This is a genomic window from Acidovorax sp. SUPP2825, assembly GCF_030158995.1.
In the GTDB taxonomy this organism is placed as follows: Bacteria; Pseudomonadota; Gammaproteobacteria; order Burkholderiales; family Burkholderiaceae_C; genus Paracidovorax.
In genome coordinates this window covers 140,869-162,973 of sequence record NZ_BQXK01000005.1, presented here as the reverse complement: position 1 = coordinate 162,973, position 22,105 = coordinate 140,869, and the positions used below count along the sequence as shown (strand labels likewise).

The 22,105-nt window shown below is 65.7% G+C and carries 21 protein-coding genes; 8 read left to right on the top strand and 13 right to left on the bottom strand.

Annotation, left to right across the window (positions count from 1 at the left end):
• Positions 1-29: 29 nt before the first annotated feature.
• From AVAK2825_RS08545 to AVAK2825_RS08525, 5 genes are read right to left on the bottom strand one after another with little or no spacing between them, the layout of a single operon-like run.
• Complete coding sequence (locus tag AVAK2825_RS08545) at positions 30-2,171, bottom strand: type IV pilus secretin PilQ (RefSeq protein ID WP_284396667.1); 2,142 nt, start codon at positions 2,169-2,171, stop codon at positions 30-32.
• Positions 2,168-2,707, bottom strand: a complete 540-nt coding sequence (locus AVAK2825_RS08540) for a pilus assembly protein PilP (protein ID WP_272567557.1) — start codon at positions 2,705-2,707, stop codon at positions 2,168-2,170. Before AVAK2825_RS08540 ends, AVAK2825_RS08545 begins: the two co-directional genes overlap by 4 nt.
• Positions 2,704-3,378, bottom strand: a complete 675-nt coding sequence (locus tag AVAK2825_RS08535; RefSeq protein WP_284396664.1) for a type IV pilus inner membrane component PilO — start codon at positions 3,376-3,378, stop codon at positions 2,704-2,706. The genes AVAK2825_RS08540 and AVAK2825_RS08535 overlap by 4 nt, the downstream gene beginning before the upstream one ends.
• Positions 3,379-3,380: 2 nt before the next feature.
• Positions 3,381-4,007, bottom strand: a complete 627-nt coding sequence (locus AVAK2825_RS08530) for a PilN domain-containing protein (RefSeq protein ID WP_284396661.1) — start codon at positions 4,005-4,007, stop codon at positions 3,381-3,383.
• Positions 4,004-5,083 carry a pilus assembly protein PilM gene (locus AVAK2825_RS08525; protein ID WP_272567553.1) on the bottom strand — a complete coding sequence of 360 codons (1,080 nt, stop codon included), beginning with the start codon at positions 5,081-5,083 and terminating at the stop codon, positions 4,004-4,006. Before AVAK2825_RS08525 ends, AVAK2825_RS08530 begins: the two co-directional genes overlap by 4 nt.
• Positions 5,084-5,344: 261 nt before the next feature.
• Between AVAK2825_RS08525 and AVAK2825_RS08520 the strand changes: the two genes are divergently transcribed.
• Positions 5,345-7,732, top strand: a complete 2,388-nt coding sequence (locus AVAK2825_RS08520) for a penicillin-binding protein 1A (RefSeq protein WP_272567552.1) — start codon at positions 5,345-5,347, stop codon at positions 7,730-7,732.
• Between the two features lie 88 nt (positions 7,733-7,820).
• Here the strand turns inward: AVAK2825_RS08520 and cyaY are convergent, their stop codons facing one another.
• Positions 7,821-8,150, bottom strand: coding sequence for an iron donor protein CyaY (cyaY, locus tag AVAK2825_RS08515; RefSeq protein WP_272567550.1), 330 nt, complete (start codon positions 8,148-8,150; stop codon positions 7,821-7,823).
• Between the two features lie 12 nt (positions 8,151-8,162).
• Here cyaY and lptM point away from each other — a divergent pair, with 12 nt between their 5' ends.
• The 3 genes from lptM to AVAK2825_RS08500 all read left to right on the top strand — a co-directional run bounded on the left by lptM (position 8,163) and on the right by AVAK2825_RS08500 (position 10,589).
• Positions 8,163-8,387 carry an LPS translocon maturation chaperone LptM gene (gene lptM, locus AVAK2825_RS08510; protein ID WP_284396657.1) on the top strand — a complete coding sequence of 75 codons (225 nt, stop codon included), beginning with the start codon at positions 8,163-8,165 and terminating at the stop codon, positions 8,385-8,387.
• On the top strand, positions 8,384-9,667 hold the full coding sequence (gene lysA / locus AVAK2825_RS08505; RefSeq protein WP_284396654.1) for a diaminopimelate decarboxylase: 1,284 nt from the start codon (positions 8,384-8,386) through the stop codon (positions 9,665-9,667). Before lptM ends, lysA begins: the two co-directional genes overlap by 4 nt.
• Before the next feature lie 79 nt (positions 9,668-9,746).
• Complete coding sequence (locus AVAK2825_RS08500) at positions 9,747-10,589, top strand: oxygen-binding di-iron domain-containing protein (RefSeq protein WP_284396651.1); 843 nt, start codon at positions 9,747-9,749, stop codon at positions 10,587-10,589.
• 57 nt (positions 10,590-10,646) lie between these two features.
• Here the strand turns inward: AVAK2825_RS08500 and msrQ are convergent, their stop codons facing one another.
• The 5 genes from msrQ to AVAK2825_RS08475 form a co-directional block, all read right to left on the bottom strand.
• Positions 10,647-11,267: a protein-methionine-sulfoxide reductase heme-binding subunit MsrQ gene (gene msrQ / locus AVAK2825_RS08495; RefSeq protein ID WP_272567545.1), complete on the bottom strand. Its 621-nt coding sequence runs from the start codon at positions 11,265-11,267 to the stop codon at positions 10,647-10,649.
• A gap of 50 nt (positions 11,268-11,317) precedes the next feature.
• A complete protein-coding gene (msrP, locus tag AVAK2825_RS08490; protein ID WP_272567544.1) occupies positions 11,318-12,313 on the bottom strand; it encodes a protein-methionine-sulfoxide reductase catalytic subunit MsrP in 996 nt (331 codons plus the stop codon).
• Positions 12,314-12,384: 71 nt separating this feature from the next.
• Complete coding sequence (gene ccsB / locus AVAK2825_RS08485; protein ID WP_284396645.1) at positions 12,385-13,755, bottom strand: c-type cytochrome biogenesis protein CcsB; 1,371 nt, start codon at positions 13,753-13,755, stop codon at positions 12,385-12,387.
• Positions 13,752-15,926, bottom strand: a complete 2,175-nt coding sequence (locus AVAK2825_RS08480; RefSeq protein WP_284396643.1) for a cytochrome c biogenesis protein ResB — start codon at positions 15,924-15,926, stop codon at positions 13,752-13,754. The genes ccsB and AVAK2825_RS08480 overlap by 4 nt, the downstream gene beginning before the upstream one ends.
• A gap of 119 nt (positions 15,927-16,045) precedes the next feature.
• Complete coding sequence (locus AVAK2825_RS08475) at positions 16,046-16,693, bottom strand: c-type cytochrome (protein ID WP_284396640.1); 648 nt, start codon at positions 16,691-16,693, stop codon at positions 16,046-16,048.
• 84 nt (positions 16,694-16,777) lie between these two features.
• On the opposite strand from AVAK2825_RS08475, the gene yihA reads away from it, so the two are divergent.
• Entirely contained in the window at positions 16,778-17,518 is a 741-nt protein-coding gene (gene yihA / locus AVAK2825_RS08470) for a ribosome biogenesis GTP-binding protein YihA/YsxC (protein ID WP_272567539.1), read from the top strand.
• Positions 17,519-17,568: 50 nt separating this feature from the next.
• Positions 17,569-18,492: an alpha/beta fold hydrolase gene (locus AVAK2825_RS08465; RefSeq protein ID WP_284396633.1), complete on the top strand. Its 924-nt coding sequence runs from the start codon at positions 17,569-17,571 to the stop codon at positions 18,490-18,492.
• Between the two features lie 53 nt (positions 18,493-18,545).
• Here AVAK2825_RS08465 and AVAK2825_RS08460 read toward each other — a convergent pair whose 3' ends face one another.
• Together AVAK2825_RS08460 and AVAK2825_RS08455 are read right to left on the bottom strand one after the other, a co-directional pair.
• Complete coding sequence (locus AVAK2825_RS08460) at positions 18,546-19,418, bottom strand: lysophospholipid acyltransferase family protein (RefSeq protein WP_284396631.1); 873 nt, start codon at positions 19,416-19,418, stop codon at positions 18,546-18,548.
• Positions 19,415-20,266 carry a lysophospholipid acyltransferase family protein gene (locus AVAK2825_RS08455; protein ID WP_284396629.1) on the bottom strand — a complete coding sequence of 284 codons (852 nt, stop codon included), beginning with the start codon at positions 20,264-20,266 and terminating at the stop codon, positions 19,415-19,417. The genes AVAK2825_RS08460 and AVAK2825_RS08455 overlap by 4 nt, the downstream gene beginning before the upstream one ends.
• A gap of 131 nt (positions 20,267-20,397) precedes the next feature.
• Here AVAK2825_RS08455 and metK point away from each other — a divergent pair, with 131 nt between their 5' ends.
• Both metK and AVAK2825_RS08445 read left to right on the top strand, forming a co-directional pair.
• A complete protein-coding gene (gene metK / locus AVAK2825_RS08450; protein ID WP_284396627.1) occupies positions 20,398-21,579 on the top strand; it encodes a methionine adenosyltransferase in 1,182 nt (393 codons plus the stop codon).
• 339 nt (positions 21,580-21,918) lie between these two features.
• Complete coding sequence (locus AVAK2825_RS08445) at positions 21,919-22,104, top strand: DUF1328 family protein (RefSeq protein ID WP_272567532.1); 186 nt, start codon at positions 21,919-21,921, stop codon at positions 22,102-22,104.
• Position 22,105: the final 1 nt, after the last annotated feature.

Below are 22,105 nucleotides of genomic sequence, written 5' to 3'. Positions count from 1 at the left end.
TGATGAATGACTTCATTATTTACCTATAGTTAACGAACTGGTCCGCGATCGGAAATGACCTTGGGCGTGATGAACACCAGCATTTCCCGCTTCGTGGATTCTTTGGTCCGGCTCTTGAAGAGGTTGCCCACCACCGGCACATCACCCAGCACGGGAATTTTATTTTCCTGGTTGGTTTCTTCCATCTCGAAGATACCCCCGATCACCACGGTCCCGCCATTTTCGATCAACACCTGGGTCTTGATGTGCTTGGTGTCGATGGCCACGCCCTGCGTCGTGCTCTCGCCACGGCTGTCCTTGTTGACATCCAAATCAAGAATGATGTTGCCCTCCGGAGTGATCTGCGGCGTCACTTCCAGCTTCAACACCGCCTTCTTGAAGGCGATGGTGGTGGCGCCGTTGGGGGCCGTGACGGAGTAAGGGTACTCCGTGCCCTGCTCGATCAAGGCCTTCGTCTGGTCTGCCGTGATCAAACGCGGGCTGGACACGATCTTGCCCTGGCCGTCGGCCTCCATCGCCGACAGCTCGAGGGTCAGGAAACGGTTGGCCGCCGAATTGAAGATGGACAGCGCAAACGAGCCCACCGCACTTGTCGTGGACAGCTGCGCCGGCAGATTGACGAACGTGCCTCCAGGATCGGTGGCTGTGGAACTGGCGCCGCTCGTGGACACGGCGTTGCTGTAGCTCGTGCCGAAGGCGACACGGTTGTTGCCACCGATGCCGTAGCCACCGTCGCCGCCGCGGCTGGCCCTCAGGTCAGACGCACCCAGCTTGACGCCGAGCGATCGGCCGAAGGTATCGCGCGCTTCGACAATCCGCGCTTCGATCATGACCTGCCGCACCGCCACATCCAGCGTCGACAGCAGTTGCCGCACCTCTTCCAGCTTGCTCGGCGTGTCCGTCACGAAAAGCTGATTGGTCCGAGGCTCGGAAATGGCACTGCCACGCTCGGAAAGAAAGCGCGTGGACGTGCCGCTGGTACCGCCGCTGTTCGTGCTGGTCGCCAGTTGGGTCACCATGTCGGCCGCCTTGGCATAGTTCAGCTGGAAGGCTTGCGTGCGCAGTGGCTCGAGCTTCTGGATCGCGAGCGCCGCCTCGTAGTCCTTCTTGGTGCGGGCGTCGATTTCGTCCTTGGGCGCGATCCAGAGCACCGTGCCGGACTTGCGCATGCCGAGCCCCTTGGCGTCCATGATGATCTGCAGGGCCTGATCCCATGGCACGTCCTTCAGACGCAGCGTGAGCGCGCCGGTCACGGTGTCGGAGGTGACGATGTTGAAGTTCGTGAAGTCCGCAATCACCTGCAGCAATGAACGCACTTCGATGTTCTGGAAATTGAGCGACAGCTTTTCGCCGCTGAACCCGGGGCCCTGCGTCAGCTTGCTCAGGTCCACCTTCTTCTGGCGGATTTCCACCACGAACTGGTTGTCGCTCTGGTAGGCGCTGTGCTCCCACTCGCCGATGGGATCGATGGTCATCCGAACGCGCTCACCTTGCTGCGATGTCGTGACGATCTGCACCGGGGTGCCGAAATCCGTCACATCCAGGCGGCGGCGCAGACCTTCCGGCAACGACGATTTCAGGAATTCGACCACCAGGCCCTTGCCTTGCTGACGCAGGTCCACGCCGACCTGGTTGTTGGCAAGGCCCACGATCACGCGGCCCGCACCATCGCTGCCGCGGCGGAAGTCGAGGTCACGCAAAGGCAGGACATCGCTGTTGCGGTCTTCCGCAAAAACCGCCACCGGCGCCGGTTGCGCCGCCGCCGTGTTCGACACGGGCTCCAGCGCCACCATCAAGGACTTGCCCTGGATTTCAGCACGGTACGACGTGGGTTGTTTGAGGTTCAGGACGACGCGGGACCGGTCGCCTGCCTGCACGATGTTCACCGACTTCAGATTGCCCTGGTTGACTTCCACCAGCGACTTGCCCGTCGCATTGGTCGTCGCCGGAAAATCAAGCGCGATCCTGGCCGGGGCCTGAATGGCAAAACCGGTCGGCAGGGTGGAAAGGGGTTGCGACAAATCGATGCGCACCAATTCGGTACCGCCCTGCATGACCCCTCGGACGGCCTCGATGGCGGTCTGGGCATAGGCCCAGGTGCTGCCCAGCGATGCCACAGCAGCCAACAACAACGCCCGATAGCGTGCACCAAAACTGTTTTTCTGAATCATTTCTTCCCCTCTTGGAGATCAAGCGTGGTCTGACGCTCTATCCAGTCACCCGTTGCATCCTGAACGATTTCCCGCAGCTGAATGGCTGTTTCAGTGATTTGGGTAATCCTTCCATAATTCTGTCCAAGGTAATTACCAACTCGAACCTGGTACAACAAGTTATCCACCTTGAGCAAGGCTGTCGGCGTGCCGGTTTTATTCAAACTGCCGACCATGGACATGGTATCCAGGGGATAAGCTTCCAAAGGCTCCTTGCGACGCGCCATTTCCGGCGCAATCAAGGTGGCATTGGCCGCCAATTGGGTCGAGTCACGCCTCAGTGCCTGCGTCAATTTGATGGAATTGAAGGGATCCGTTGCTCCATCCGCCTGATAGTTCTGCGGCTGGAATTGCTTGGGTTCGGTAAGGGGGGTAATGCGCGGCTTGGTGTTGGCACGCAAATCCGTCATCCACTGGCGAAGCTCGTCCTGACCCGAAGATTCACAACCCATCAACGCCGCGCAGACTGCCAGCAAAGCGATGTGCCACATTCTCATTTCTTCGCTCCACCCGCTGCCTGGCGCTGCGCCTGAATTTCTTCAGGGTCCAGATAGCGGAACGTTCTCGCCGTGGCTTCCATCGTGAGGGTGCCGCCATCCTTGCCTGCAGGGAGGATGGAAATATTATTCAGCGTCACGATCCGGGAAAGATTGGCAATATCAGCGGCAAATGCACCGATATCATGGTATCGGCCGGTCACTCTAATAGAAATCGGCAACTCCGCATAATAATCCCTGACCACGATCTGGCCCGGCTTGAACGATTCGAACTGCAAACTGCGACCCAGGCCTGCCTGATTGATATCAGACAAAAGAGCCGCCATCTCCGCCTTGCTCGGCAACTGCTTTTCCAGCTGGATCACATACTGCTGCACCTGCTCGCGCTGCTTCTTGAGCGCGTCCAGACTCACGGCCTTTACGAGCTTCTTTTCATAATCGGCGCGCAAGGTGAGTTCCTTGGCCTGCTCGGCTTCCAGCTCCGCCTCGTACTCATTCAGCTTGAAGAACCACAGGAAGGTAGCGATGCCCGCCGCGATGGCGATGCAAAGCAGGATTCTCGGCAGCACCGGCCACAGAGAAGGATCTTTGGGATCGAGGTTGCGGAACTGCCGCTGCAAGCTGGATTGCAGCGCCACAAAGTCCACGGAAGACGCTTTTTTCGTTGCCATGATCACTTTCCAACCGCTTTGGGCGCAGTGGCAGGGGTACTTGCAGCGCCAATGGCTTTTTGCGCCTCGCTCGTGCGCATCAGCCGAAACCGGAGGTTGAAGGAGGCCACGCGGCGCTGTTCCCTCGGGTTCAGCGCGATGTTGGCCGCAACGATCTCTAACAATTCGGGCTTGGAGAACCACGGTGTGTTGTCCGCCAGATTGCGCAGCATCTCCGACACACGCTCGTTCGATTGCGCCATCCCCTGCATCGTGATCACCTGGTCGACTTGCTTGAGATTGGTAACGTAAACCCCATCTGGCAGCTGTTGAACCAACTCATTGAGCAAGTGCACCGGCAGATTACGATCCGACTGCAGGTCCTCCACGGCCTTCTGGCGCGCGCGAAGGGCCGCGATTTCTTCTTCGATGGTCGCGATTTCCTTGATCTGGCCTTCCAGAACCTTGATCTCGCTTTGCAGGAACGTGTTCTTGTCCTGCTGGGCGGTGATGACCATCTGGTACCACCAATAGATACCGCCGGCAATGGCGAGCCCCACCAGAAAGGACGCGAACATCGTTGCCTGGAACGATTCCTTGCGGCGTTTTCGGGCCGCCTCGCGATGGGGAAGCAGGTTGATGAGAATCACTGCAGAAACCTCCGCATGGCCAGACCACATGACGTGAGGTAGGAAGGCGCCTCGCGAACCATCTTCTTCAATCGTACGGCGCTTCCGATCTCCATGCCGTCGAACGGATTGATGGCAGTGCAGGCGCAGCCTGAATGCTGGGTCACGGCCTCGGTCAAGCCTGGCAGCGGCGCTGAGCCACCCGCGAGCATGATGTGATCGACCCGGTTGTAGGGCGTGCTGGTGAAGAAGAACTGCAGGGCACGGCCGATTTCCTGTGCCATGCTTTCCACGAAGGGACGCAGCACGGCCGACTGGTAGTCCTCCGGCAGATCGCCGCTGCGCTTCTTGCCTTCGGCCTCTTCCAGCGAGAACCCGTATTGCCGCACGATCAGTTGCGTCAGCTGCGCGCCGCCGAAGGCCTGGTCGCGGTCGTACAGCACTTCGTCGTTGCGAAGCACCTGCATGCTGGTGGTCAAGGCGCCGACCTCGAACAGCGCGACCAAGGCATCGTTGCCGTGGTTGGGCAGCGCTTCGATCAGGCGCCCCGCAGCCAGCCGGGAGGCATGCGATTCGATGTCGACGATCACGGGCTTGAGGCCCGCCGCTTCGGCCAAGCCCTGGCGGTCCTGCACCTTCTCACGGCGCGACGCCGCGATCAGCACATCGACGTCGCCGGGCGAGCTCTTGCTTGGGCCGACCACGCAGAAGTCCAGGCTCACTTCGTCGAGCGAGAACGGGATGTACTGGTTGGCTTCGGATTCCACCTGCACTTCGAGTTCCTGCTCGGACATGCCGCCGGGCAAGGTGATGCGCTTGGTGATGACGGCGGATGGCGGCAAGGCCAACGCCACGTTTTTCGTGCGGGTGCCGCTCTTTTTGACCAGCCGGCGCAGGGCCTCGGCGACCTCATCGAATTTTTCGATGTTGCCGTCGGTGATCCAACCGCGCTCCAACTGCTCGATCGCACATCGCTCCAGTACCAGCCCTCCCGCCTTGTCGCGCCCCAACTCCACCAGCTTGACGCTCGAGGAACTGATGTCGATACCCAGCAGTGGCGCGGACTGGCGACTGAACAAAGACCCCAAAGAGATCAAGATTAGCCCCCGTAACTTGCCAATTTGACGCAACAAAACTTAACACTTCACATGAATGCTATCAGTAAGGTTGCAGGCCAGCCAAGAGTTTTACGGCGCTGTTACGGGGCGAACGTTGTCAAAAGCACACGCTCATTTGCCGCCTCTTCCGATACCGATATTCATGCGCCTGTGGTATAGGTGCGCCACCGTCGCGAGCGATTTGGCAGACGGCCGAGTCCCATATTTTTATAATGGCCGGTTGCTCTCTCCTGGAACGCTATGCCGTCATCACCTACCGACAAGACCCCCAACCCGAATCCGCCGAAACGGCCGGCATGGTGGCGCTGGATCGTCCGCAGCGCAGCGTGGTTGCTGGGACTCGCGGCTGCCGGCGCCGTGGGCGTGGCGCTCACGATCGCCGTGGCGCTGGCGGTGGCCTATCCCAATCTGCCGGACATTTCGGACCTGGCGGACTACCGGCCCAAGCTGCCGATGCGGGTGTACTCGGTCGAAGGCGCATTGCTGGGCGAGTTCGGCGAGGAACGGCGCAACCTCACCCCCATCCAGGACATCCCCAAGGTCATGACCAATGCGGTGCTGGCGATCGAAGACGCACGCTTCTTCCAGCATGGCGGCGTGGACTACAAGGGCGTGGTGCGCGCAGCGCTGGCCAATCTGGGCCGCGTGAAGAGCCAGGGCGCCTCGACGATCACGATGCAGGTGGCCCGGAACGTTTATTTGTCGTCTGAAAAAACATTTACCCGGAAAATTTACGAAATATTACTAACCTTCAAATTGGAGCACCTGCTGACCAAGAACCAGATTCTCGAGATCTACATGAATCAGATTTATCTCGGAAACAGGGCATACGGTTTTGCGGCGGCTTCGGAGGCTTATTTCGGCAAGCCCCTGCAGAGCATTTCCATCGCGGAGGCCGCCATGCTGGCCGGGCTGCCCAAGGCCCCTTCGGCCTACAACCCCATCAGCAACCCCAAGCGCGCCCGCATCCGCCAGCTGTACATCATCGACCGCATGCAGGAGAACGGTTTCATCACCGCGCAGGAGGCCGCCGCCGCCAAGGAAGAGGACCTGAAGATCCGCTCCGGCCCGGATTCCACCCGCATCCACGCCGAGTACGTGGCCGAAATGGCCCGCCAGCTCATCTTTGCCCAGTACGGCAACGAGGCCTACACCCGCGGCCTGAACGTCTACACCACCCTCAATGCCGGTGACCAGGAAGCGGCCTATGTCGCCCTCCGCAAGGGCATCATGGATTACGAACGCCGCCAGCACTACCGCGGGCCCGAGAAGTTCGTGGCCCTGCCCACCAACGCCCAGGAAGCCGAGGACGTGATCGACGACACGCTCGCCCTGCATCCCGACAACGGGGACGTGATGTCGGCGGTGGTGCTGGAGGCCACGCCCAAGAAGATCGTGGCGGCGCGCGCCAGCGGGGAGCCGATCGAGATCACCGGCGACGGCCTGAAACCCGCCCAGTCGGGCCTGAGCGACAAGGCGCCCCCGAACGTCAAGATTCGCCGCGGCGCCGTGATCCGCGTGATCCAGACCCCCAAGAAGACCTGGGACATCACCCAGTTGCCGGAAGTCGAGGGCGCCCTGGTGGCGGTCGATCCGCGCACCGGCGCCATCAAGGCCCTGGTGGGCGGCTTCGATTTCGACAAGAACAAGTTCAACCATGTGACGCAGGCATGGCGCCAGCCAGGGTCGAGCTTCAAGCCGTTCATCTACTCGGCCGCGCTGGAAAAAGGCTTCACGCCGGCTACCGTGGTGAACGATGCCCCGCTGTTCTTCAGCGCCGGCGTCACGGGCGGCCAGCCCTGGGAGCCCAAGAACTACGACGGCAAGTACGACGGCCCGATGACCTTGCGCACCGCGCTGGCGCGCTCCAAGAACGTGGTGTCCATCCGCGTCCTGCAGGCGGTCGGCCCCAAGAACGGGCAGGAGTGGGTGTCCAAGTTCGGCTTCGACGCCGAAAAGCACCCGCCCTACCTGACCATGGCGCTGGGCGCGGGGTCTGTCACGCCCATGCAGATGGTGTCGGCCTATTCGGTGTTCGCCAACGGCGGCTACCGCGTGAACCCCTACCTGATCAGCCGCGTCACCGACCACAAGGGCCGCATCCTGTCGGACTTCCAGCCGCCGGCCACCTCCGACAACCCCCGTGCGATCGATGCGCGCAATGCCTTCGTGATGGACAGCCTGCTGCAGGAAGTCACCCGCTCCGGCACGGCGGCGCGCGCGCAAGCCACGCTCAAGCGCCCCGACCTGTACGGCAAGACCGGCACGACCAACGATGCCGTCGATGCCTGGTTCGCCGGTTTCCAGCCCACGGTGGCCGCGGTGACCTGGATCGGCTACGACACGCCCCGCAACCTGGGCAGCCGCGAAACCGGCGGCGGGCTGAGCCTGCCGATCTGGATCAGCTTCATGGAGCGCGCGCTCAAGGGCGTCCCGGTGGCCGAGCCCACCGTGCCGCCCGGCGTGGTGAACGTGGGTGGAGAATGGTTCTATGAGGAGTTCGCCCGCAACGCCGGGGTCGCCAGCGTGGGCATGGAAGACGCCTCCGCCGCCGTGCCCGGATCGCCGCCGCAGACGCCCCCGCCCACCGAGGAGCGCAACCGGATCCTGGATCTGTTCCGCAATTGATCCAGGGACCGCAGGCACGCGGTCCCCTCAAAGAAAAGCCCTTGCGCGGCCATCGCGCAAGGGCTTTTTTGTTACAGACCGAAGGCGCTCAGGGCGCGAAAGACAGCGCCAGTCCCGACTGCTCGCTGGCGCTGCGGTCCAGGGCTTCGAAGAACTCGCCCGCCCCCTTGGTGTCCATCCAGCGCTGGCCGTCGAACCGGTAGTGGTAGCCGCCGGACTGCGCGGCCAGCCAGATTTCGTGCAGCGGCTTTTGCAGGTTGATGACGATCTGGCTGCCGTTCTGGAACGCGATGGTCACCATGCCTCCGGAGCGTTGCGCGTCCAGGTCGGCGTCCGAGGTGTCGTTGATGCGATCGCAGCCTTGCTCGACAGCGAGCAGGAGCTTTTCCGCGTGGTCCAGGAATTCGAGGTCAGTCATTAGAATCGGCGGATGTTGAGAGCATCGCAAATTCTAGTCAGGACGCTTGCCCTTGCTGCGGGTGCGGCGGCCCTGTCGGGCTGCGGCCAGCGCGGCCCGCTGTACCTGCCCACCGATCCCGCTGCCAGCCAGCGGGCCACCCTGCCCCAGACGCTGGACCCGATGCGCGACACGCCCACGCCGGCACCGATCGTCCCCACCGCCCCCTCCCGTTCCGCTTCCTCCCCGACCCCATGACCTTGCCTGCCCTGCCCGGCCATCCCCACATCGCCTACCGTGGCGACGCGCTGTTCATCGAACAACTCCCCCTGGCCGACCTGGCGCGGCAGCAAGGCACGCCGCTGTACGTCTATTCGCAAGCGTCCATGCTGGACGCGCTGGCCGCCTACCAGCGCGGCTTTGCCGGCCGCCAGGTGCAGATCTGCTACGCCATGAAGGCGAACTCGTCGCTGGCCGTGCTGCAGCTGTTCGCACGCCAGGGCTGCGGTTTCGACATCGTGTCCGGCGGCGAGCTGGAACGCGTGCTGGCCGCCGGCGGCGATCCGCGCAAGATCATCTTCTCGGGCGTCGGCAAGACGCGGGCCGAGATGCGGCAGGCCCTGCAGGCCGGCATCGGCTGCTTCAACGTCGAGAGCGAGTCCGAACTGGACGTGCTGAACGAGGTGGCCGTGGCCTTCGGCACGAAGGCGCCGATCAGCATCCGCGTCAATCCCAACGTGGACCCGAAGACGCACCCCTACATTTCCACCGGACTCAAGGGCAACAAGTTCGGCGTGGCGCACGAGCGCATCGTCGCGGCCTACCGGCACGCCGCGTCGCTGCCAGGGCTGCAGGTGGCCGGCATCGACTTCCACATCGGCTCGCAGATCACGGACGAGACACCATATCTCGACGCCACCGACCGACTGCTCGACCTGATCCAGGAGATCGAGGCCGCAGGCATTCCGATCCACCACATCGACTTCGGCGGCGGCCTGGGCATCGACTACAACGGCGACACGCCACCGGCCGCCGATGCGCTGTGGGCCAAGCTGCTGGCCAAGCTGGATGCGCGCGGCTTCGGCGACCGCCATTTCATGATCGAGCCCGGCCGCTCGCTGGTGGGCAATGCCGGGGTATGCGTGACCGAGGTGCTGTACGTGAAGCCCGGCGAGCAGAAAAACTTCTGCATCGTCGATGCGGCCATGAACGACCTGCCGCGCCCCGCGATGTACCAGGCGTTCCACGCCATCGTGCCGGTGCAGGCGGCCGCGGCCGGCGCAGCGGCCGGGGTGTACGACGTGGTGGGCCCGGTGTGCGAGAGCGGCGACTGGATCGGCCGCGACCGCACGCTGGCTGTGCAGCCGGGCGACCACCTGGCCGTGCTGTCGGCCGGCGCGTACTGCAGCTCGATGGGCAGCAACTACAACACGCGCGCCCGCCCGGCCGAAGTGCTGGTGGATGGCACGCAGGCCCACCTGATCCGCGCGCGCGAATCGGCGGCCGACACCTTCCGCCACGAGAAACTGGTGGGCTGACTGGCCAACGCTTGATTCGCATCAAGCCCTCGGCACGGGGCGCGGCCTACATTGGCATTTTTCAAGAATGCTGCATGCCATGGCCCTGGAACCGCTGGAACTGTACCGAGACAAGCACCACGCCTGCCTGATGTTCTCTGACCTCATCGAGGAGGACGGGCAGGCCGTTCAGGCCAATCAATTCCTGATCGTGGACGGCGACACGGGCGCCATCATCGACCCGGGCGGCAACCTCGCCTTCAACGAGCTGTTCATGGGAATGTCCAAGCATTTCCCGCCGCACAAGCTGTCGTACCTGATCGCCTCACATGCCGACCCGGACATCATCGCCTCGCTCGACCGCTGGATGACCAGCACCAAGGCCACGCTGGTGATCTCGCGCGTGTGGGAGCGCTTCGCGCCGCATTTCACCAAGGTCGGCAAGACGGAGAACCGGGTGATCGGCGTGCCGGACGGCGGCGGCCACCTGCCGCTGGGGCGGCACGAGCTGGTGCTTCTGCCCGCGCATTTCCTGCATTCCGAGGGCAACTTCCACTTCTACGACCCGGTCAGCCGCATCCTCTTCACGGGGGACCTGGGCGTGTCGATGACCTCGGGCACCGAGGCGCGCGAGCCCGTGACCGATCTGGCGCCGCACATTCCGCGCATGGAAGGGTTCCACCGCCGCTACATGGTGTCCAACAAGATCCTGCGGCTGTGGGTGCGCATGGTGCGGCAGATGGACATCGCCATGCTGGTGCCCCAGCACGGCGCGCCGATCATGGGACCGAAGGCCATCGGCGATTTCTTCGACTGGATCGAGAACCTGATGTGCGGCATCGACCTGTTCGACGACCGGGCCTACCAGTTCCCCACGGCCTTCATCGACCCGGCCACCCGGCAGGTGCGGCCAGCCCTGCACGCCGTGCAGGGGCGATCCTAGCCAAAAGGGCCTCCAGCACAATAACTACTAGGGCATATTGCTATTCTTTTAATAGCATCATGCCGTGCGGGCGGCCACCGGGCGCCGGGCGTAGCGCTTCCACACGCGCCAGCCCAGCAGCGCGCCCAGGATGGCCGCGTACACCGCCACCTCGGCGAAGTTGTTCTTGCCCGCGCGCATCCAGAAAAAGTGCAGCAGCGCCAACCCTGCGACCGCGTAGACGATCCGGTGCAGCGCCTGCCAGCGCTTGGCGCCCAGCCAGCGGATGGCGCGGTTGAACGAGGTGGCCGCCAGCAGCGTGAGCAGCACGATGGCCAGCGTGCCCACCAGGATGAAGGGCCGCTTGCCGATGTCGTACACGATCTCCGGCCAGTCGAAGCCCATGTCCAGCCAGGCGTAGGCCATGAGGTGCAGCACCGCATAGAAATACACGAACAGCCCCAGCATGCGCCGAAAGCGCGCCAGGGCCGGGGTGCCCGTGATGACGCGCAGCGGCGTCACCGCCAGCGCCAGGCACAGGGCCCGCAGCGTCCAGTCGCCACTGGACCGGATCAGCGTCTCGGCCGGGTTGGGGCCGAGCCGGTCGGTGGCGGCGCCGAACACCAGCCAAGCCAGCGGCAACAGGCACAGGGCGAACACCACCGGCTTGGCGGCGGGATGCATCAGCAGTTTTTTCATGGCGGCGGCCCTCGAAGGCGCTGGAGGCGGGATGTCGGACGCGGAACGGGTCAGTAGAACTTCTTCAGGTCCATTCCGGCGTACAGCGAAGCCACCTGGGCCTCGTAGCCGTTGAACATCAGCGTCTTGCGCTTCTTGGCGAACAGGCCGTCCTCGCCGATGCGCCGCTCGGTGGCCTGGCTCCAGCGCGGGTGGTCCACGTTCGGGTTCACGTTGGAATAAAAGCCGTATTCCTGCTTGGCGGCCTTGTTCCAGGCCGTGCCCGGCTCCTTGTCGGTCAGGCGGATCTTGACGATGCTCTTGGCGCTCTTGAAGCCGTATTTCCAGGGCACCACCAGCCGCACCGGCGCACCGTTCTGGTTGGGCAGCACCTCGCCGTACATGCCGAAGGTGAGCAGCGTGAGCGGGTGCATGGCCTCGTCCATGCGCAGCCCTTCGGTGTAGGGCCAGTCGAGCACGGCGGAGCCGACGAAGGGCATGGTCTTCTTGTCGGCCAGCGTGACGAACTCCACGTACTTGGCGCTGCCCTGCGGCTCCACACGCTTGAGCAGCTCGGCCAGCGAGTAGCCCACCCACGGAATCACCATGGACCAGCCCTCGACGCAGCGCAGGCGGTAGATGCGCTCTTCCTGGGCGCTGAGCTTTATGAGGTCCTCAATGCCGAACTTGCCCGGCTTGTTGACCAGCCCCTCCACCTCGACCGTCCAGGGCGTGGTCTTCAGGGTGTGGGCGTTGCGGGCCGGGTCGGCCTTGTCCACGCCGAACTCGTAGTAGTTGTTGTAGGTGCTGGCGTCCTTGTAGTCGGTCACCTTTTCCATGGTGTTGGCGCCCGCCACCGCCGATTTGCCGCCGGCCAGGGCCGCCAGCTTGCCCGGACGCGCGGCCTGGGCGCCGGCATCGCGTGCGGCCCAGGTGGCCAGGGCCGCCCCGGCAGCGCCGCCGGCCATGAGCTTGATGAGGTCGCGCCGGCCCTCGTAGACGGCGCGGGGGGTGATTTCGCTGCTGGCGGCGTGGATGAAGCCGTTGTCTCTGCGGGGAATCGGCATGGGGAATCCTTGTGGTTCGGGGGGACGATGCCGGTTATACGCGCACCGGCCCCGAAAGGATTCATTGTGGGCTACAACGTTCCGTAGCTGTGCAGCCCCGACAGCCACATGTTCACGCCCAGGAAGGCGAACGTGGTCACGCCCAGCCCCACCAGCGCCCACCAGGCGGACACGGTGCCGCGCAGGCCCTTCATCAGGCGCATGTGCAGCCAGGCCGCGTAGTTGAGCCACACGATCAGCGCCCAGGTCTCCTTGGGATCCCAGCTCCAGTAGCCGCCCCAGGCCTCGGCCGCCCAGAGCGCGCCCAGCACCGTGGCGATGGTGAAGAAGGCGAAGCCCACGGCGATGGCCTTGTACATGACATCGTCCAGTACCTCGAAGGACGGCAGCCGGGCCGCGATGCGCCGGCGCCCGAGCAGGATGCCCGCCACGATGAACGCCGACACGCCGAAATACACCATCCAGTAGCCGCCGCCGTTCTCGGTGGCGCCCTGGCGGAACACGATGGGCTCGAAGCACAGCACCACGCCCAACAGCCACAGGGGCGCGAGCTTGTACCAGCGCGTCTCGCCGGCCTGCTGCTTGATGAGGTAGGCGAACGCCACCATGGCCGACAGCGCGAAGGTGCCGTAGCCGATGAAGTTGGCGGGCACGTGCAGCTTCATCCACCAGCTCTTCAGGGCCGGCACCAGGGGCTGGATCTCGTGCGCCTCGCGCACCACGGTGTACCAGAGCAGAAAGCCCACGGCGGCGCTGACCACCAGCATGACGAAGCCGCCCAGCGCGCGGGTCTCGTACTGCGCTTCGTAATAGAGGTAGAAGGCCGCCGTCATCCAGCAAAACAGCACGAACACCTCGTACAGGTTGCTGACCGGGATGTGGCCCACGTCGGCGCCGATGAGGTAGCTCTCGTACCAGCGCACCAGCGTGCCGATGAGCGCCATGCCGATGCCCACCCACGCCAGGCGCGAGCCCAGCAGCGACAGGGTGCGGCCCTCGCCGCGGGAGAACATGCCGATCCAGTAGAACGCCGTGCTCATGAAGAACAGCATGCTCATCCACAGGATGGCCGACTGGCTGGACAGGAAATACTTGAGGCCGAACACCGTGTCGGCACGCGCCAGGCTGCCGGCCCCGCCCTGCTGGTACAGGCCGATGGCCGCCAGGGCGAAGGCGGCCACCACCACCATCAGCACCCGCAGCGGCCGCCAGAACCAGCCCAGCCACACGGTGCAGGGAATGGCACCGAGCAGGATGCCTTTTTCGTAAACATCCATGAACGCGCCGTAGCGCTGCAGCGCGAACAGCCCGCCCGCCGCGACCAGCGCCGCGAAGACCCAGTCGAAGGCATTGCGCCGGGCCAGGAACCCCTCGTTCAGGGTGATGGTGCGGTCAGTGCGATTCGTGCGATCGCGGGCAGCGTCCGTGGCGGCGGTGTTCATGCGGTGTCTCCGTGGGGCCGCGCCCCGATGAGTTTGTCGGTGAGCCGGGCGAACTCGCGGTCGCCGTCCAGGGTCTTGCGGTTGCTCGACAGCGCCATGGTGGCCTGGGCGCCCCCGTCCTTGGGCACCAGCCACACCCACAGGCGCCGTTCGCGCACGTAGAGCATCGAAAACACGCCGATGATCAGCAGCGCGCAGCCAAGGTACACGATGTTCTTGCCCGGCGCGCGGGCCACCTGGAAGACGCTGGCCTGCACCTGGGTGAAGTCCTTGAGTTCGAACGCCACGGGCACGGGGTAGGCCTGCGCGTCGCTGAGCGACAGCACCGCCTGCGTCATGAACGCCTGGGTGGCATCGCTCTGCGCCAGGGGTTTCAGGCCCGCGCGCTCGCGCGTCAGCTGGGCCAGCTCGAACAGCGCGCCGTTCAGGATGCGGATCAGCACCTCGCCCGCACGCTCGCGTTCGGCCGGCGGCACGTTGGCTTCCATGAAGTCCGAAATCGCCTGCAGGCCCCCGCGGCCCGGCGTGCCGCCCTTGCCCGTGGTGGCGCCTGGCGTGCCGGCGTCCGCCCCGGCAAAGAGCGACAAGGCGCGCACGGTCGATTGCGCCAGCTGCTCGGCCAGCTCGGGGCGCGCGGGATCCACCGCCTTGGCCACGTAGCGGCGCACCGCCTGCTCGCGCAGCGCCGGATCGGCCAGCGCCACGCGCATGCGCACGAAGCCCTGCATGCTGCCCTGGTCGTCCACCGGAATGCGCAGGAAGCGAAACGGCTCGGACGGCGTGTCGCGCACGCCGAGCAGGAAGGCGGGCTGCCCGTCGCCCGCGTCCAGCGGCAGCATGTAGTTGTGGAACTCGCGCGCCTGGCCCGCCGCGTCGCGCAGCTTGTAGCTCACGCTGGGGCCGATGTTGCGCAGCTCCTTGCGGGTCACCGTCTTGTTGCCCGCGCCCAGGCGCGCCTCGATGGCCTGGCGCAGGTCCACCTTGCGCACGTCCGCGCCGGAGGTGACGGCGCCGGTGTCGGTGAAGTTCTCGACGTTGATGGTGCGCAGCGCGGTGAACTCCAGCGTGAACGGCTGGCCCGCGGCGCTGGCGGTGAGCGGCGTGGAGCTGCCCACCACGCCCTCCACGTCGAAAGGCGCTATGCCGGGCGCGAGCGGCACCGCGCGCAGTTGCAGGCGCGAGCCGCCATCGTCGAAGCTCGACTGGTAGATCTCGATGCCGCGGTAGCTCGCAGGATGGTTGACCTCCACGCGCGCGGGTGTGGCCTCTCCGGTGGCCTTGTCGTGGATGACGATCTCGCTCGCGAAGAGCTTGGGCATGCCGGTGGAGTAGTGCTCGACGATGAACTTCTTGAGCTCGATGGCGAAGGGCAACTCCTGCAGCAGCACGCCGTCGGACTGGTTCAGGATGGCGGTGCTCGACTGCGTGCCCTCGGCCACCAGCAGATTTCCGCGGAAGGTCGGGTTGCGCTCGGACAGGCGGTGCTCGGGCCGGACCTCGGAGATCAATCCGCCGCCGTTGTACGGCGTCTTGCCGCCCAGCCACATCTGCGCGCGCACGACCAGGTCGCCGTCCAGCAGGCCGCCCACGCACACCAGCACGATGGCGCTGTGCGCCGCGATGTAGCCGATCTTGTTGGCCGCACCCGCCTTGGCCGCCACCATCCAGCCCGTTCCAGGCCCGGCCGGCGTGGTGCGCTGCTGCAGCCGCACCTTCCAGCCGCCGCCGGCCAGCATGTCGCCGATGCGGCGCGCGGCGGCCTCGGGGGTTTCGCCGGGCAGCGGCCCTTTGGCCCGCAGCCCGAAGGCCTCCAGGCTTTGCTCGCGCACGTTTTCCTTGTAGTTGCGCACGTCGGCCAGGTAGCGCGGGCCATTGCGCGCGATGCACAGCGAGGTGCTCGCCACCAGGAACGCCAGGATCAGAAGGAACCACCACGCGCTGTATACCGCGTTGAGCTTGAGCGCCATGAACAGCTCGGCCCAAAACGGCCCGAACTGGTTCACGTAGTTGGCGGCGGGCTCGTGCTGCTTGAGCACCGTGCCGATCACCGAGGCGATGCAGATCACCGTCAGCAGCGAGATGGCGAAGCGCATGGACGACAGCAGTTCCACCGCCGCGCGCATGGCCTGCGAGCGGGTGTGGATGCGGATGCCGTGGGTGGTTTCAGACATGGACGAAAGACAAAAGGGCGGGCCATCCGTTCAGATGGACCCGCCCGTCTTGGGTGTGATTATCGGCGGTTGGTTCAGGGGCGCGGCACGGTGGCCGGCCCGGGGGATTGATCCCGAAGTCAACGCAGGCCAGCGATGTAGTCGGCGACGGCCTTGATCTCGCGGTCGTTGAGCTTGGCGGCGACCTGCGTCATCTGCAGGCTGTTGCTGCGCACGCCGTCGCGGAAGGCGACGAGCTGCGCGGCGGTGTAGTCGGCGTGCTGGCCCGACAGGCGGGGGTACTGCACCGGAATGCCCGCGCCGTTGGGGCTGTGGCAGCCGGCGCAGGCGGCGATGTTGCGGTCGGCGATGCCGCCGCGGTAGATGCGCTCGCCCAGGGCGACGAGTTCCTTGTCCTTGGCGAAGCCCGGCTTGGCCTGCTTGGACGCCACCCACCAGGCGATGTTGCGCATGTCGTCATCGGACAGGGCCGAGGCGAAGCCCTTCATGACGGGGTTGTTGCGCTTGCCGGACTTGAACTCCTGCAACTGCTTGACGAGGTATTCGGGGTGCTGCTGGGCCAGCTTGGGGTTGATGGCGATGGCGGAGTTGCCATCGGCCGCGTGGCAGGCCACGCACACGGCGGTGAAGGTGGCTTCGCCCTTGACCAGGTCCGGCTTGGCCGGTTTTTGCGCCGCTGCGGCAGGGGCGTGCCCCTGCGATAAAGCCGGGAAAGCAGCAACTGCCAGCACGGCAGCCATCAGCATGGGAGCAAGCAATTTCTTCATATCGAGGGTTCTTGTGTTATGGGCGCAAAACGGCGCGATTCTACAATGCGACCCCCTGGCCCTCTATCCTTGGTAACCCCCGTTATGACGACTACATCACATGCGCCAGTTGCTGGCTCCCTCCCGCCCGCACCGGACGCCAAAGTCGCCATGGGGTGGATGCACACCACGCGGTTCCTGACGACGGCGGCGCAACTGCACCACCTGCCCCCCATCGAGGTGCCCGAGATCGCCTTCGTCGGCCGCTCCAACGCCGGCAAGTCCACCTGCATCAACACGCTCACGCAGCAAAAGCAGCTGGCCTTCGCCTCCAAGAAGCCCGGGCGCACGCAGCACATCAATCTGTTCTCGCTGGGCAAGCAGGGCGTGACCGACGCGGTGCTGGCCGACCTGCCCGGCTACGGCTACGCCGCCGTGTCGCGCTCGGACAAGATCCGCTGGCAGCAGGTGATGCTGAGCTACCTGGTCACCCGCCAGAGCCTGACCGGCATCGTGCTGCTGTGCGACCCGCGCCTGGGCCTGACCGAGCTGGACGAAGCGCTGCTGGAGGCCGTGCGCCACCGCGTCGAGGCGGGCCTGAAGTTCCTGGTGCTGCTCACCAAGGCCGACAAGCTCACCCGCGCCGAGCAGGCCAAGGCGCTGTCCATCACGCGACTGCAGGCCGGCGGCGGCGAGGTCAAGATGTTCTCGGCCCTCAAGAAGCAAGGGGTGGACGAGGTGGCGCAACTGCTGTGGCAGTGGTCCCACCCGGTGGCCGGCCCGTCGCCCGAGGCGCAGGACGGCACCGAAGAGGCGCCCCTGGACGAGGATTCGGAAGACAACTAGGCGCCCGCGCAGACAGGTCATGCGCGGGCTGCGATCCAAGGCAGAGCACCATGATCGACACCATTGCGCACGCCCTGCCCCACGGCACCACGCTGCACTGCCGCACCCGCGGCGAGCGCGGCCGCCCGGTGCTGCTGTTCCTGCACGGGTTTCCCGAAGGCGCCTTCATCTGGGATGCGCTGCAGGAGCACTTCGCCGACCCGGCCCACGGCGGGTACCGCTGCGTGGCGCCCTGGCTGCGCGGCTTCGCGCCGTCGAGCGCCCCGCCGGACGTGGCCGCCTACCGCGCCAAGCACCTGGTGCAGGACATCACGGCCCTGATCGCGGCCGAATGCGGCGACTCGCAGCCCCTGGCCGCGCTGATCGCGCACGACTGGGGCGGCGCAGTGGCCTGGAACCTGGCCAACCAGCGGCCTGAGTTGATGCAGCGGCTGGTGATCGTCAATTCGCCGCATCCGGGCACGTTCCTGCGCGAGCTGCAGAACAACCCGGCCCAGCAGGCGGCCAGCCAGTACATGCACTTTCTCTGCCGTCCGGACGCCGAGGCGCTGCTTGCGGCGGACGACTTCAGGCGCCTGTTCGGTTTCTTCGACCGGCCGGACGGCGCCGCGCCCGAGTGGCTCACACCCGAGGTGCGCGGCCAGTACCGCGCCACCTGGAACGGCGGCCTCACCGGCCCGTGCAACTACTACCGCGCCAGCCCCCTGCGCCCGCCGCGCGAAGGCGATGCCGCAGCCAGCGCGCTCACCCTGCCGGACTCGATGCTCACCGTGAACGTGCCCACGCGGGTGGTCTGGGGCCTGCAAGACCCGGCCCTGCTGCCGGGGCTGCTGCAGGGGCTCGCGCAATGGGTGCCTTCGCTCACCCGCACCGAGGTGCCGGGCGCCTCGCACTGGATCGTGCACGAGCAGCCGGCGGCGGTGATCCAGGCCATCACCGAAAGCCTGACGCCTGGAACGCTACAAAATCAATAGCAATACAGGCAATCAAAACGCCGGCATGGCAACGATTCGGCTACAAATTGCTTTTATTTTTGGTACACCGACGGCTCGCCGTCCGGGCGCGACTTGAAGCGCTTGTGCACCCAGTAGTACTGGCCCGGCATGGTGTCGATCCACTGCTGCAGCTCGCGGTTCATGCGGGCCGTGTCGGCTTCGGCGTCCTCGGTCGGGAAGTTTTCCCAGGCCGGCATCATCTCGGCGCTGTAGCCGGTGGGGGTCAGGCGCCCCACCAGCGGCACGACCTTGGCGCGGCCCAGGCGGGCGAAACGCGAAAGAGAGGGAATCGTCGCCGCGCGCACGCCGTAGAACGGCACGAAGACCGACTCGCTGGGGCCGAAATCCATGTCGGGCAGCAAATAGAGCAGCCCGCCCTTGCGCAGCCCGCTCAGGATGGGCTTGACGCCGTCGCCCCGGTTGAGCATGCGCACGTTGCCGAAGCGCTGGCGGCCCGCGAACAGCCAGGCGTCCACGGCCGGGTCCGGGTGCGGCGTGAAGATCGAGGTGAAGGCCCGGTCGGTCTGCAGGGTGAGCGCCGTGCCCGCCGCATCCATGCCGAGGAAATGCGGCGCGAAGATGATGGTGGGCGCGTCGCCGTCCAGCTCGTGCAGCGCTCCGTGGATGGTGAGCCGCTTTTCGACCACCGCGCGCGGCGCCATCCACAGCCAGCTGCGGTCCAGCCAGGTCTGGCAAAAGCGCACGAAGGTCTCGCGGGCCCAGGCGCGCCGCTGGGCGGGGGACGCATCGGGAAAGCACAGCTCCAGATTGCGCAGCGCCACCTTGCGGCGCGGCGCGGCCAGCAGGTAGAGCACCTGGCCGATCGCCCAGCCCAGGCCGCGCAGCACCGGCAGCGGCAGGCGGGCCAACACGCCCATCAGCCACACGTTCATGCGGCCCGTCATGCCGCGGCCCCCGCGGCGTGCGCTTCGGCCCGCGGCTGCTTGTAGCGGGCATAGCCCCACAGGTACTGGTCGGGGCTCTGGCGGATGGTGCGCTCCATCGCCTGGTTGATCTGCAGCACGGCCGCGTCAAGGTCTTCGGACAGGGGCACGGACAACTCCTCGAAATGCAAGACATAGCCGCGGCCGGCGCCCAGCCGCTCGCAGCGCGCCAGCACCACGGCCGCGCCCGTCTGCTGCGCCAGCCGCGCGGCCAGGGTCATGGTGTAGGCCTCGCGGCCGAAGAACGGCGACCACACGCCCTGGCCTTGCGGCGGGACCTGGTCGGGCAGCAGGCCCACGGCCTCGCCGCGGCGCAGCGCCTTGATCATCTGGCGCACGCCCGTCAGCGCCGTGGGCACCGCGCGGATGCCGGGGCGGTTGCGCGCGGTGGCCATCACGCCGGCCAGCCAGGGCTGGCGCGCGGGGCGGTACAGGATGGTGATGGGTCCGCGCTCGGCGGCCCAGCGCTGGGCCGCGGCCTGCACCGACAGCTCGAAGCAGCCCAGGTGCGGCGTGAGAAAGACGATGCCCTTGCCCGCTTCCCAGGCCCGCTCGACCACGGCGGCGTTCTCGATGCGGCACGGCGTCTGCTCGCGAAGCCACAGGCGGGGCAGTTCGGCCGCCATGCGGCCGGCGTGGCCCACGGCCGCACGCACCTGGCCGAACGAATAGCCGGCCCGCGCCGCGTTCTCGCGAAAGCGCCGCCGGTAGGTGGGCGAGAGGCAGAAAACCAGCCAGCCCGCGGCCGCGCCGAGGGCATGGGCGAGCCAGAGCGGAAGCCGCGAAAGGAAACGGAAAAGGGTTGGCATTAAAATGGCGCGGTCGCTGAGTTAAATGAGCAACTTGCAGGGCGACGTAAAACAAATCTGCTAAAGCGTTCGCCAAAGCTCCCAAGGCTGAGGGCAACGCCCAAAATGCCGGAACACAGGAGTTTATTCAAATGGCGAACGATTTCCTTTTCACCTCCGAATCCGTCTCGGAAGGCCACCCCGACAAGGTCGCCGACCAGATTTCCGACGCGATTCTCGACGCGATCTTCAAGCAGGACCCCCGCAGCCGCGTGGCGGCCGAGACCCTCACCAACACCGGGCTGGTGGTGCTGGCGGGCGAGATCACCACCAACGCGCATGTGGACTACATCCAGATCGCGCGCGACACCATCAAGCGCATCGGCTACGACAACACCGACTACGGCATCGATTACAAGGGCTGTGCGGTGCTGGTGGCCTACGACAAGCAGAGCAACGACATCGCCCAGGGCGTGGACCAGGCGAGCGACGACCACCTGAACACCGGTGCCGGCGACCAGGGCCTGATGTTCGGCTACGCCTGCGACGAAACGCCCGAGCTGATGCCCGCGCCCATCTACTACGCCCACCGCCTGGTCGAGCGCCAGGCCCAGTTGCGCAAGGACGGGCGCCTGCCCTTCCTGCGGCCCGACGCCAAGAGCCAGGTCACGATGCGCTACGTGGACGGCAAGCCCCACAGCATCGACACGGTGGTGCTCTCCACCCAGCACCACCCCGACCAGAGTGAGACCTCCACCAAGATGAAGGCCAGCTTCACCGAAGCCATCATCGAGGAAATCATCAAGCCCGTGCTGCCCAGCGAGTGGCTTCAGGACACCAAGTACCTGATCAACCCCACCGGCCGCTTCGTCATCGGCGGCCCGCAAGGCGATTGCGGCCTGACCGGCCGCAAGATCATCGTGGACACCTACGGCGGCGCCTGCCCCCACGGCGGCGGCGCGTTCAGCGGCAAGGACCCGACGAAGGTGGACCGCTCGGCCGCCTACGCCGCGCGCTACGTGGCCAAGAACATCGTCGCCGCAGGCCTGGCGCGCCAGTGCCAGATCCAGGTGGCCTACGCCATCGGCGTGGCCCGCCCCATGAACGTGACGGTGTATACCGAAGGCACGGGCGTGATCCCGGACGACCAGATCGCCAAGCTGGTGCAGGAGCACTTCGACCTGCGCCCCAAGGGCATCATCCAGATGCTCGACCTGCTGCGTCCCATCTACGAAAAGACCGCCGCCTACGGCCACTTCGGCCGCGAAGAGCCCGAGTTCACCTGGGAAAAAACCGACAAGGCAGCGGCATTGCGGGCGGCTGCGGGACGATAAGCCCGCCACGCGATCCGCGTGGTTTCTGCGTGGTTTGGCAACGCCTTCGGCGACGGCCCATATCGCGCAGCGATGTGAAGGCCCGCAGGGCGGGCCTTCACCAGAAGACCGGCAAGGCCGCAGCGCTGCAGGCGGCCGCCGGGCGCTGAGCCCCTGAGGGCGCCAGGGCGGCGCCCTGCCGGCGGGGCAATGCCGCCGCGCGAACGGCAGGCGCCCACCGCATCGGCCCCCTCCTACGCCCATGCCCCGCCCCGGCCGACGGGTGGGGCGCTTCCATGGCACTTATCGTCCTTGCATCCACCATCCAGTGCATGCACTGACTTTTCTAGGAGCTCTGCCATGCTGAAGTACGCCATCGTTTTCGCCATCATTTCCCTCATCGCCGGCGCGCTGGGGTTCACCGGGGTCGCCGCGGGCGCTGCCGGCATCGCGAAGATCCTGTTCTTCATCTTCCTGGTGATCGCCGTGGTGTTCGTCGTGCTGGCCGTGCTGGGCATCGGCGCGGCACGCAAGGCCCTCAAGTAAG